8 protein-coding genes and 1 pseudogene are annotated in these 11,209 nt (G+C 71.0%); 1 reads left to right on the top strand and 8 read right to left on the bottom strand.

Translation table 11 applies throughout. From position 1 onward, the window contains the following. The 6 genes and pseudogenes from G6045_RS41565 to G6045_RS22925 form a co-directional block, all read right to left on the bottom strand. A pseudogene (locus G6045_RS41565) lies at window positions 1-2,379 on the bottom strand (hypothetical protein); the annotation flags it as partial. Further along, a complete protein-coding gene (locus tag G6045_RS22945; RefSeq protein WP_165333937.1) occupies window positions 2,372-3,172 on the bottom strand; it encodes a polysaccharide deacetylase family protein in 801 nt (266 codons plus the stop codon). The gene G6045_RS22945 and the pseudogene G6045_RS41565, both read right to left, overlap by 8 nt. Before the next feature lie 34 nt (window positions 3,173-3,206). Next, a complete protein-coding gene (locus G6045_RS22940; RefSeq protein WP_165333936.1) occupies window positions 3,207-4,226 on the bottom strand; it encodes a glycosyltransferase family 2 protein in 1,020 nt (339 codons plus the stop codon). Continuing rightward, window positions 4,223-5,110 carry a glycosyltransferase family 2 protein gene (locus G6045_RS22935; protein ID WP_235968189.1) on the bottom strand — a complete coding sequence of 296 codons (888 nt, stop codon included), beginning with the start codon at window positions 5,108-5,110 and terminating at the stop codon, window positions 4,223-4,225. The genes G6045_RS22940 and G6045_RS22935 overlap by 4 nt, the downstream gene beginning before the upstream one ends. A gap of 337 nt (window positions 5,111-5,447) precedes the next feature. Continuing rightward, window positions 5,448-6,572, bottom strand: a complete 1,125-nt coding sequence (locus G6045_RS22930) for a GNAT family N-acetyltransferase (RefSeq protein WP_165333935.1) — start codon at window positions 6,570-6,572, stop codon at window positions 5,448-5,450. A 15-nt stretch (window positions 6,573-6,587) separates the two neighbouring features. Next, window positions 6,588-7,031, bottom strand: coding sequence for a hypothetical protein (locus G6045_RS22925; protein WP_165333934.1), 444 nt, complete (start codon window positions 7,029-7,031; stop codon window positions 6,588-6,590). A gap of 200 nt (window positions 7,032-7,231) precedes the next feature. Here G6045_RS22925 and G6045_RS22920 point away from each other — a divergent pair, with 200 nt between their 5' ends. Continuing rightward, a complete protein-coding gene (locus G6045_RS22920; RefSeq protein ID WP_165333933.1) occupies window positions 7,232-8,038 on the top strand; it encodes an SGNH/GDSL hydrolase family protein in 807 nt (268 codons plus the stop codon). Here G6045_RS22920 and G6045_RS22915 read toward each other — a convergent pair. After that, a complete protein-coding gene (locus G6045_RS22915) occupies window positions 8,022-9,722 on the bottom strand; it encodes a serine/threonine-protein kinase (protein WP_165333932.1) in 1,701 nt (566 codons plus the stop codon). The genes G6045_RS22920 and G6045_RS22915 overlap by 17 nt on opposite strands. Window positions 9,723-9,870: 148 nt before the next feature. Continuing rightward, window positions 9,871-11,184 carry a tetratricopeptide repeat protein gene (locus tag G6045_RS22910; RefSeq protein WP_165333931.1) on the bottom strand — a complete coding sequence of 438 codons (1,314 nt, stop codon included), beginning with the start codon at window positions 11,182-11,184 and terminating at the stop codon, window positions 9,871-9,873. Between the last annotated feature and the right edge of the window lie 25 nt (window positions 11,185-11,209).

Genomic DNA, 11,209 nt, shown 5'->3' with positions numbered 1-11,209 from the left:
GTGGTCGCCGGGGTCGGACGCGGGAGTGGACGGGGTGCCGCTGTCGCGCGGTGCGTCGTCGGGCTCGTCGTCCGCTTCGTCGCGGGGGCCGGCCGCCTCGTCGGCGGGCGGTGCGTCGGCGGGTGGCTTGTCGACCGGCGAGGTGCCGGACGGCGGTTCGTCGGCAGGCGACGCGCCGGAAGATGCCTCGTCGGCGGGCGATTTGGCGGAAGGCGCCTCGTCGGCGGGCGACTTGAGGGACGGTGCCTCGTCGGCGGGCGATTTGGCGGAAGGCGCCTCGTCGGCGGGCGACTTGACGGATGGCGCCTCGTCAGCAGGGGACTTGAGGGACGGCGCCTCGTCGGCAGGTCGCTCGAAGGCAGTCCGGGGATCGGCGGGTCGCTTGTCCGCGGGCCGTTCGTCCGCGGGCTCATCCTTCGAGGCCGCTTCCTTCGAAGCCGTCTCCTCCGAGGCCGCGCCCTCCGAGGGCTCCGCGCCTCCGGACGCGTCGGCTCGTACCGTGACGGCATTCCCCTCCCGTGCGGCCGGAACGGCCCCACCCCCAGCCGCCAGAGCGTCCTCACCTCGTACGGCCGGAACGCCCTCACCCCGTACGGCCGGAACGCCCTCACCCCGTACCACCGGAGCGTCCACCACCGCGTCCTCGGCCATGTCCTCGTCCTCCGTCCGATCGGACCCGGCCGGGGGTTCCTCCGCACCGCCCCCGTCACCGGCCACCGCCTTCACAGCCCACGACGGGCCGTCGCCCGCGTCCACTGGCGTGGGCCGGATGCGCTGGTGCGGGGCGCGCGGTGCCTCGGGCACGACGATCGGCAGACCGCCCGCGGGCGTGCCCGGGCCAGGACGTACGTCCGGGCGGCGGTCCAAGTGGTCGAAGTCCAGGGGGAGTCCGAGCTGCATGGTCTCCGCGTCGAGCGCCGCACGCAGCGCCCAGGTGGGCCGCCGCACCAGCGGGCCCAGCATCATCGTGGTCTCGCCGGACGGCGCACCGGCATCGGAGAGGTCGCCGTCGGCCGTCACGGGTTCGGGCGCCCGCACGGGCGGAGCGCCGCGCACGACCCCGTACAGCCGGACGGCGGAGATCGAACCGATCACCGCGAGGCTGCAGACCTCCGCGACACCGGCGCCGGTGAGCCCCATGCGCGGAAGGAGCACCAGCGTGACACCGAGCACGAGGACGCACAACGCGCCCTGCAGATAGGCGAGCGGTGAGGTGCGGCTCTGGGCGCGCAGGACCGCGAAGTAGGTCTCGATGATCACGCGCAGCAGCGCACCGACCGCGAACCAGCGCAGTAACGGAGTGGCCGCGTCGGCGTACCCGCTGCCGAAGACGGCGAGGATGTAGGGCGCCCCGAAGAACAGGATCGCGCAGACCGGCAGCATGATCCGCGCCATCCGCTTCAGCGCGGCACGGCAGTTGGCGGCCAGCTGGGTCGGATCATGGGCGCCCTCGACGGTCAGCGAGGCGCCCATGTTGATGGCGAGCAGATTGACCGTGCCGCCTATCGTCGTGGCGATGTAGAAGTACGCGTTGTCCGCCGAGCTGACCTGCGCCGCGACGATCACCGGGATCAGGTAGACGACAGCGAGCGAGAACAGCGAGCCGGTGTAGTCGCCGGCAAGGAAGCGCCCCATCTCGCGCAGCGACGGCGGCTGGACGGTGTCCTTGGTGGCCTCCGTGTGCCTCGGCACGAGGCGCCGGAACACCAGCCAGCCGAGCGGCAGCACCGACACCGCGATGGCCGCGACCCAGGAGACGAACACCCCGGCCGTCGGGATCGCCGCCGCGAAGGCGACCAGAAGCACCAGCTTGACGATGGAGAACACGGTGTTGCCCACCGGCACCCACAGCGCACTGCGCAGCCCCGTGAGCACCCCGTCCTGCAGCGTGAGCAGCGACCACGCGACGACGGCGACCAGGAAGCCAAGACCCGGCCACGGCCCGTCCAGGAAGGCGAACGAGGGCCCCCACAGGTCGAGCGACAGCAGGAAGATCCCCGCGGCGAACGCCACCGCGAGTGAACTGCCCGCGTACGTACGGAGGATGAGCTTGCCGGTCGTGCGGCCCGCGACCGGGATGAACCGTGCCATCGCGCCGGTGAGCGTGAGCGCGGCGAGTCCCGCGATCAGCTTCATCGCCGCGATCGCCGCCGAGCCCTGGCCGACCGCCGCGTCCGAGTAGTAGCGGGCGGCGGCCAGCCAGAAGCCCAGGCCGAGCACGGCGGAGATCCCGGTGTTCAGCATCAGCGCATAGGCGTTGCGGAACAGCGGACTGCCGCCGCCCGAAGGCAGCTTGAGTCTGCGCCCGTCGGGCTGCTGCGGCCGCCCGGGCGTCCGGTTCAGCTCGGAGGCCGCCTGGGCGGTGGACGTGTCAGACACGGGTGAGGCCGGCCTTTCGGCGGAGCTTGCGGGTTCTTCGGACGAGGGAGTACCCCTTGGTCAACGCGCGGTCCTTCGCGAAGGTTCGGGCCACACCCCGGCCTTCCACGGAGCGTGCGAATTCCTCGGCCGTGGTGGTCCGGCGCACGGTGAGCCGCTGGAGCGCGTACGGGCCCTGCGGGCGGCGCGCGAGGTGGTTGCCGACCGCGAGCGCCTGCCCGTAACCGCAGGCGCGCACGAGCCTGCGCACCGCGGCGTCCGAGTAGCCGTAGGGATACGCGAAGGAGTCCGGCCTGCTGCCGAGCTCGTCGCCGACGATCTCGCGGCAGCGAAGCAGCTCGAACCGCAGTGCGTCCTCGGCCAGTTGGTCGAGCTGGGGATGGGTGTGGCTGTGTCCGCCTATCTCGATGCCCGCCTGCGCGAGGGCCCTGACCTGCTGCCAGTCCAGCATGGTGTCGAGCGCGCCGCCGGTGTCGTACGCGCCGCGCAGCCAGCCGGTCGTGACGAACACCGTGGCCGTGAAGTCATGCCGGGCCAGGGCGGGCAACGCATGCCTGTGCACGCCTTCGTAGCCGTCGTCGAAGGTGATGAGGACGGGCTTGGGAGGCAGCGGTTTCCCGTCGCGCCAGGCGGCGGCGAGCCGCGCCGTGGTGACGGGCGTGAAACCGCCCGCCGCCAGGACGTCCATCTGCTGCACGAACGCGTCCGGTGCGACGGACAGATCACGGGTCGCGGGCGCGGGTGCGTGCGCGACCGCGTGGTACATCAGTATCGGTACAGCCTGGCTGCTCATCCCGCGGCCCCCTGACCGTCCGCGTCCCCGCGTCTCATGCCGCGGCCTCCTCCCCCTCCGCGTCACGCGGCGTGGGCATGGAGATCTCGGCCACGCGGAAGGACCCGCCTCCCCTGCGGGCCCGAACGCTCCCGAGTACGTACCCACCGGCTGCCGCGGCCACTCCGGCCACGATCGCCCCCGCCCGCCAGGCGCCCCCGCGCCGGCCGAGCACCGCGTCGCGCAGTCCGCGGGCGACGCCCGCGGGCAGGACGCGGGTGGTGTAGCGGCGTTCGGACTCGAGGCCCTTGTCGCTGCCCACACTTCGCGCCACCAGAGCTTTCGACAAGCCCTCCGCGTACGTACGGGTGCGGAAGTAGCCAAAGCGCTCGCGGACTTCGGGCACCCGGTGGTGGATCACCGCGCGGTCGTCGATGAGCAGCACGGCCTCGGGCATGGCCCGCGTGAGGCGGATGCACAGCTCCGTCTCCTCGCAGCCGAGCGGCCTTTTGTCGCCGTCGCGCCCGATGCCGGTCGCGAAGCCGCCCGCGACCGAGAAGGCCTCCCGCCGGAACGAGGCATTGCCGCCCAGGACGTTGCGCACGCGCACCAGACCCTCGGGCAGTCCCTTGTACGTGCAGCCCACGACCCAGTCGAACTCGGCCGGAAACCAGTCGGGCCGTCGCCCCGACGCCCAGATGGGCATGGTGCGGCCGCCGACCGCCATCACGTCCGGATCGTCGTACGCCTCGGCGAAGTGGAGCAGCCACTCGCGCTCGGCCACCGCGTCGTCGTCGAGGAAGGCGATCACCTCGCCGTGGGACGCGGCGATGCCGGTGTTGCGGCCCGCGGACAGGCCGCGGGGGCCCGCGTTCGCGAGCACCCGCACCTGGGCGCGGTCGTTCTTGTACTCCTTGGTGAGCCGGTCCAGGAGCGCCTCGTTGTGATCCACCACGAGAAGCGTCTCCAGGGCCGGCCTGGACTGCGCGCGCACCGAGGCGACCGCTGCGAGGATGTCCTCCCAGCGGTCCTCGGTGTACACGCAGATCACCACGGAGATGCGTGGTTCGCTCAAGGCCGTTCGCCCTTCTCGGAGCGGTCGCCACCGTGCACGCGGACCTCGTTCAGGCCGACGAACTGGGCACGCCTGCGCCGCTGTTGAGGGTCCGCGCGCTCCTTGAGGATCACCTTGAGCACCCTGATGCCGTCACGGACGGCGCGCAGATTGCTCGCGCCGTGGATCCGTACGTACTCGTGGCTGGGGATCTCCTGGACCTTCAGGCCCGCCTTGACGACCCGGATGTTCATCAGGGTCTCCACCTCGAAGCCGGTGCAGTCGAGGTCGATCTTGTCGAGGCAGTAGCGCCAGAAGGCGTTGTAGCCGTAGCAGAGATCGGTGTAGCGGGCGCCGAACTTGCGGTTGACCACCGCGCACAGCGCCCAGTTGCCGAGCTTGCGGATCGGCGTCATGTCGTCGGTGCCGCCACCGTTGGCGAACCGCGAACCCTTGGCGAAGTCGGCTCCGGAGACGAGCGCGGAGACATAGGACAGGATCTCGTGGCCGTCGGCAGAACCGTCCGCGTCGACCATCACGATGATGTCGCCGGTGCAGGCCGCGAAGCCGGTGATGAGGGCATCCCCCTTGCCCTTGCCGCGCTGTGTCACGACCTTGACGTCCGGCCAGAGTTTCCGGGCCACGGCGACGGTGTCATCCGTGGAATTGCCGTCGACCAGAACCACTTCATGGATCCAGTCGGGCAGCGTTTCGAAGACGTACGGGAGATTCTCCGCCTCATTCATGGCGGGGATCACCACACTCACCGGCGGTGCTATCGCAAGGTGGGTGGAGACCGGACGGTACTGGTCGGGTATGCGTCCGGCCCTGGTCGAGTGGCCGTTCTCGGACGGCGCGATTAATGGATCGTCACCCGGTACTGCCGGGCGCAGAAATGCACTCATGAGTCAGGTCCCTCTCGTCCGGTGGACGGCCCGCCCCCGGGCAGTCCGGATGAGTTTCCGGTTCGAAAGGGGGGTTGTTCTCATCGTGAGGCATGACGGATCGAGCTCCCGGCACACCGGATGAGCTGGCTTGTGCTGCCGCGCGGCGCGTGATTCGGCAGTGTTGCGTTCACCGAGCACGGCACCCCCCTACCGCGCCCCGAACCGGTACCCATCGCGGCCCCTGGCCCTCCCCTGGTGCCGTAGTGCGTGATGGTCCGATGCGGGTGGATGTACGACGGTATTGATGTTTGGGACTGTATGGCAAGACCTGGAACGTGGTCCTACATTTTTTCCGCTATTGCCGGAGTTTTCCGGTCCGCCCCTGTGTGAGCTGCGATCGAAAGCGTCCGGCTCTTTTGAGCAATTTGTCGGCCGATTCGAACCATTCCGGCCGGCTGTGCACGGTGTTGCGCAGCGCGCGGACGGGGGCGCGGCGCGCCCGATGTCCGTACGCCACCGGGTGACGACGGGTCACCCAGCCCTCGGACACGGTGAGTTCCCGTGTCTTGAGGGAGTCCTTGTATTCCTTCTGGCCCCGCCCGAGGTCGAGATAGGCGATCCCTTCGGCGGCCGCGGCCTCGGCCATCCGTAAATGCAGCAGAAGGCCGGGCGAGTACTTCGCGAAGTCCGGGTCGTACGCGGGGAACCAGCACGCGAGCACCCGCTCGGAACGCAGTCCGAAGTGCGCGGCGACGGGCCGGTCGGCCGCGTACAGCACGGAGAGCTGAGCGGCGAACGTGGCGGAGCGGGTGTGGAAGAGCCGCTCGACGAGGTCGTTGATCCATGGCTTGGCGAAGCGGTCGCTGCGGCCGGTCCTGCGGTACTGCGCCGACTTCCACTCCTTGAGCGTGCGCAGCGCGGCAGGATCGCGTTCGTCGTGCACATAACGCACCGTGGGGTGGTCGCGGTCGAGCTTGCGGCCCTTGGCGAGCGTCCGGCCGGCGAACTTCGGCGAGCGTGCCCGGAGTTCGGCCAGATACGTCTCGTACCCCTGGTCGATGTCCATCACCGGTGAGGCGAAGTACCCCGTACGGGTCGCTTCGAACGTGGGCTGCCGCTCCACCAGATGGTCGTACTCCCAGACCGACAGTGAGCAGGCCTTCAATAACTCCTGGGCATCCCAGGTGAATCCGGGTGCGTGCACCACGCCCTGGCAGTCGGAGAGTCCGAGGCCCACCGCGCGGCCCACGCCGGCGGCCGTCCTCTCGTACGGGAAGAAGGCGACGGGTTCACCGGCCTCGCGGGCCACGGCGATGCGCACGCCGCGCCGGGAACGGCCCATCGCGAGCGCGAAGTCGGGTGACAGGAACGGATTGCCCAGGCCGGGCAGGCCGTGCAGATGCGCCTTGGACTGCATCGCGGTCCATGCCGCCCGGTCGGCGCTGGTCAGTTCGCCGGGGCGGTACACGCTGATGTCCATTTCTGTGGATCCGCCCTACGTCTCGGAGCTCTTCGTCGTACGTCGCAGATGTACGGGGTGCTTCCGCGTGAGCAGTGCGAGTGCCCCGATCACGAGGGACAGTCCGCACACCGCGACCATGCCGCCACGCACCGACCACATGTGCATGGCCAGCATCGCTTGTGCCACAAGGAGGTTGAGTGCTGCTCCACCCATAAGAGACGCCACGATGCGCCCCCACGGTTGCAGCCCGTTCAAAGCGAGGGCGATGGCTCCGGATGGGGCGCCGAGCAGCAGCGCGAGCGTGAGTGGTCCGCGTAACGGAGAGTCCAGATCGCCGAAGGCGAGAATCGCGCCGAAGACCACCACCGCGGTGGCCGCGCCGGCGAACAGCAGGGCCAAGTCGCCCGAGCGCGGGCGTTCCTGGGCCGCTCTGCCGTCTCCTGATGAGTTGTCGCTGTCGTTACCGATCGTCTGCATTGGCGACTTTGCCCCCCAGCGCGCCGGATGCCGGGCTTCACTTTGGCCCGCGTCCCGACGGCCCGTCAAGACAGCGCGGGAGGTTGTGGTCTGTCGGTGTGTGAACCTCTCTGCGCGGAAAATTCATGGCATGCACACTCCCCGTGACAAATGAGGGCTGGTACGACAGTTGTGGCAGAGATCCTGCTAAGGGAGGTTCCATGAGACCAGCCCGTATCACGGCCTATGTCACGTCACTCCTCCTCGCTCTCGGGCTCGCCCTCACCGGCGCGGGTCCCGCGGCCGGTGCGCAGGCGGCGGCGGAGCACTACGTGGCCCTCGGCGACTCGTACTCCTCCGGCGTCGGGGCCGGCAGCTACGACAGCGCAAGCGGCAACTGCAAGCGCAGTACCCGCGCCTATCCGCAGCTGTGGGCGAACGAGAACGCCCCGGCTTCCTTCCACTTCGACGCATGTTCGGGCGCCACCACCGACAATGTCCTCAACTCGCAGCTCGGCCACCTGAGTTCGACGACCACCCTCGTCTCGATCTCGATCGGCGGCAACGACGCGGGCTTCGCCGATGTGATGACCACCTGCGTCCTGCAGTCGGAGAGCTCCTGCATCAACCGCGTCAACCAGGCCAAGACCTACGTCGACACGACCCTGCCGGGCCGCCTCGACAACACGTACAGCGCGATCCGCTCCCGTGCGCCGGGCGCCCATGTGGTGGTGCTCGGCTATCCCCGCTTCTACAAGCTGGGCGGTTCCTGTCTCGCCGGTCTCACCGAGAGGGAGAGGACCGCCATCAACGAAGGCGCCGACCATCTGAACGCCGCGACCGCGAAGCGCGCCGCCGACCACGGCCTCACCTGGGCATCCGTGGTGCCCGCCTTCACCGGCCATGAGATCTGCTCCGGCAGTCCGTGGCTGCACAGCGTGAAGTGGACCAACATCGGCGAGTCCTACCACCCGACGGCCTCCGGGCAGTCGGGCGGCTATCTCCCCACGTTCAGGGCCGTCGCGTAAGACCTGACCGCTGCTCAGCGTTGGGTGTGTACGTGCCCCCGCCGTCGTCGGTCGGGGGCACGTCCTCGCAGGTGATCGTGTACGACACGGTGTTCGACTCCGCCTTCACGGGCTTGCGGACCTCGACCTTGAGCGTCCCTTCGTAGGTGCCACCGGCGACGTAGCCCATCTCGACGTGATTGATCTCCTCGGTCTTGGAGCCGGAGAACTCGAGGCTCTTCCAGCCGGCGTCCGTGGTGCCGCCGGGCTCGGCCACCCACCGGTACTCGACGGTCACGGGCGCGCTGCCGACGGTGAACGTGGCCGCGAAGTGCGGGTACGCGGCGTCGACCGGCGGGCACGTGCCGACGTAGTCGTCAGCGTTGATGCGGTCCAGGGCCACGGTCACGGAGTGGTCGGGCGGGGGCGTGGTCGTCTTGTCGCCGCCACCGCCGCTGCCGTTGTCGCCCTCGCCGTCCCCGTTGGAGCCCTCGGACGACGGATCGTCGGTGCCGGGTTCGTCGCCGCCCGTGTTGTCGGTGGAGCCTCCGTTGCTCCCCTGCGAGGTGCCGCCTTGCGAACCCCCGCTCGAACCCCCGCCGTTGTCCCGGTTCAGCAGGGCGTACGCGAGTCCGCCGAGCGCGAGCAGCAGCGCGGCGATCCCGGCGACCAGCACGAGGGCCGCGCGGCGCGGGCGGTCGCCGGACCGGGCCGTGGTCATGCCGGCGCTCGTCGTGGCGGCCGACGAGGGCAGCGGGACGGAGGCGTACGGAGTGGTCGGCTCGCGCAGCGGCCGCGGGGGACTGGGTGCCGCGACCGTCGGCAGGTACGGGATCTGGGAGCCCGTGGTGGGCTGGCCGCCGGCGCCGACGATCCGCAGATCCCGTTCCGCGTCGGCCGCGGAGAGCCGTTCGGCCGGGTCCTTGCGGAGCAGCCCCTGGATGACCGGGGCCAGCGCTCCGGCCCGCCGCGGCGGCGGCAGCTCCTCGTCGACCACGGCACGCAGCGTCGACAGCGGGGTGTCCTGGCGGAACGGCGAGTGGCCCTCGACGGCCGCGTACAGGAGCACGCCCAAGGACCAGAGGTCGGACTCGGGTCCCGGAGTGCGGCCCAACGCCCGCTCGGGTGCGAGGAATTCGGGTGAGCCGATCACCTCGCCGGTGATGGTGAGCGCGGAACTGCCCTCGACCATCGCGATACCGAAGTCGGTGAGGACCACCCGGCCGTCGTTGGAGAGCAGCACATTGCCGGGCTTCACATCGCGGTGCAGGACGCCCGCCTCGTGCGCGGCACGCAGCGCGCCGAGGATGTCGGCGCCGATGTGCGCGGCGCGCTGCGGCGGCATCGGCCCCTCGGCGTCCAGGACATCGGAGAGCGAGAGCCCCCGGACCAGCTCCATCACGATCCAGGGGCGGTGGTCCTGCATCGCCACGTCGTAGACGGTGACGACGCCGCGGTGCGAGATCCGGGCCGCGGCCCAGGCCTCGCGCTCGAGCCGCGCGTACATCCGCTCGACGTCCCGCGTGGGCAGTCCGGCGGGTGCGCGGACCTCCTTGACGGCCACCTCGCGGTGCAGCACTTCGTCGCGCGCCCGCCACACCGTGCCCATGCCGCCTTCGCCGAGCCGGCCGAGCAGCCGGTAGCGACCGGCGATCAACGGCTGTTCCCCTGCGCCGCCTGCTGTAGCGCCCGGCACATCACTCATGGGTGACCCCCCATCCGCAGCCGAGCCAATCCACCTCAAACTAGCTCAACCAAGCGCAGTTGCCGCCCCCTTGAGCATCAATCCACACACGAGGGTGCGAACGGGGCGGCGACCGGCTCGCCGGAGCGCGCCCGCCGCCCGCGCCGGTTCACGCGCCGTCGAGCCGGTCGAGCACCGTACGCGCGTGCCGCGCGCCGAGCGGGGAGAAGCCGGGATCCAGGTCAAGGGCCGCCGTCAGGGAGCGCCGGGCCTCGGCGTCCTTGCCGAGCGCGGCCTCGATGACCCCGCGGTGGTAGCGCAGCTCCGCGTCGGGCAGTCCCGTCGCCGTGGCCCGGCGGGCGTGGGCGAGCGCCTCGTCCGGGCGGCCGTCCGCATGCAGCGCCCACGCGAGCGCGTCTGCGGTGTGCACGGTGCGGCGGCGCTGCCACTCGGCGAGCGCCGCGGTCACGGCCGCTTTCCCGTCGCCGCGGGCGGCGGCCATATGCGCCGTTTCGAGGTCCATGTTCACCCCGCGCACGCGCTCCTGCGCGACCTGCTCCTCGGCCAGCGCGTACTGCTCGCGCGCCGCCTCCTCGCGCCCGGTCACCTCGTACAGCTCCCCGAGCAGCTCCACCGCCCCGGTCAGCGGGGCCTTCCGTACGAGCTCGCGCAGATCGCGTATGGCGGCGTCGAGTCGACCGAGCGCCGCCTTCGCCCGTGCCCGCCCCTCCAGGGCCGGCGGATGGCCGGGGGCGGCCGTGAGCGCGGTGGCGTAGTGGCGCAGGGCGGTGCGGTAGTCGCCCTGGTGGCGGGCGAGTTGACCGAGTTCCGTCGCCACGTACGCGCGGTCCGCCGGTGAGGTCGCCGAGGCGAGGGCCCGGGTGAGGACCTCGCGTGCCCGCCCGGTCTCGCCGCGCAGTTCGAGGACGTACGCGTACCGCGTGAAGACGGGGACGCCGGGCTTGCGGGAGTCCGCCTCCTGCGCCGCCTGCCACGCCGCCGGGTAGCGGCCGAGTTCGACGAGTGCGTCGATGTGCAGGGCCAGCGCCCGTTCGTTGTACGGATTGGCGGCGAGCGTCTCCCGTACGAGACGCAGGGCGCCCGTGAAGTCATGGCGAGCGGCCGCGAGGGCGGCCCGGCCCGCGAGGGCCGCGTCGTAGCCGGGCCGCAGCTCGAGGGAGCGGGCCAGGGCCCGCTGGGCGAGTGGGTAGCGGGTCGGGTCGCCCTTGACGCGGGCCTGTTCCACGTAGCCCGTGCCGAGCGCGGCCCAGGCGGCGAAGTCCTTGGGCTGCATGGCCAGTTGGGCCTTGAGCGCGGTCACGGACCGGTCGAGGTCGTCCCCGCCGAGCCGCGCCGGATCCGCCACCGCGATCCGTGCGGGCGCGGGAGTCGGTGAGGAGTCGATGGTCAGCGAGCCGACCGTGAGGGCGCAGGCGAGCACGACCACCGCGCCCACCGACTTGCCGAGCTTGCTGGGAGCCATGGCCCCGTCCTTTCAGGAAAGACAG

This window comes from Streptomyces mesophilus, assembly GCF_011044995.1.
GTDB classification, from domain to species: domain Bacteria; phylum Actinomycetota; class Actinomycetes; order Streptomycetales; family Streptomycetaceae; genus Streptomyces; species Streptomyces mesophilus.
The sequence above is the reverse complement of the archived record's forward strand: the minus strand, read 5'-3'. Positions and strand labels throughout refer to the sequence as shown.

What these genes read in the sequence shown, in the direction of transcription:
- G6045_RS22945 (WP_165333937.1), bottom strand. Translation starts at nt 3,172, where the DNA reads ATGAGCAGCCAGGCTGTACCGATACTGATGTACCACGCGGTCGCGCAC.
- G6045_RS22935 (WP_235968189.1), bottom strand. Translation starts at nt 5,110, where the DNA reads ATGAGTGCATTTCTGCGCCCGGCAGTACCGGGTGACGATCCATTAATC.
- G6045_RS22930 (WP_165333935.1), bottom strand. Translation starts at nt 6,572, where the DNA reads ATGGACATCAGCGTGTACCGCCCCGGCGAACTGACCAGCGCCGACCGG.
- G6045_RS22925 (WP_165333934.1), bottom strand. Translation starts at nt 7,031, where the DNA reads ATGCAGACGATCGGTAACGACAGCGACAACTCATCAGGAGACGGCAGA.
- G6045_RS22920 (WP_165333933.1), top strand. Translation starts at nt 7,232, where the DNA reads ATGAGACCAGCCCGTATCACGGCCTATGTCACGTCACTCCTCCTCGCT.
- G6045_RS22915 (WP_165333932.1), bottom strand. Translation starts at nt 9,722, where the DNA reads ATGAGTGATGTGCCGGGCGCTACAGCAGGCGGCGCAGGGGAACAGCCG.
- G6045_RS22910 (WP_165333931.1), bottom strand. Translation starts at nt 11,184, where the DNA reads ATGGCTCCCAGCAAGCTCGGCAAGTCGGTGGGCGCGGTGGTCGTGCTC.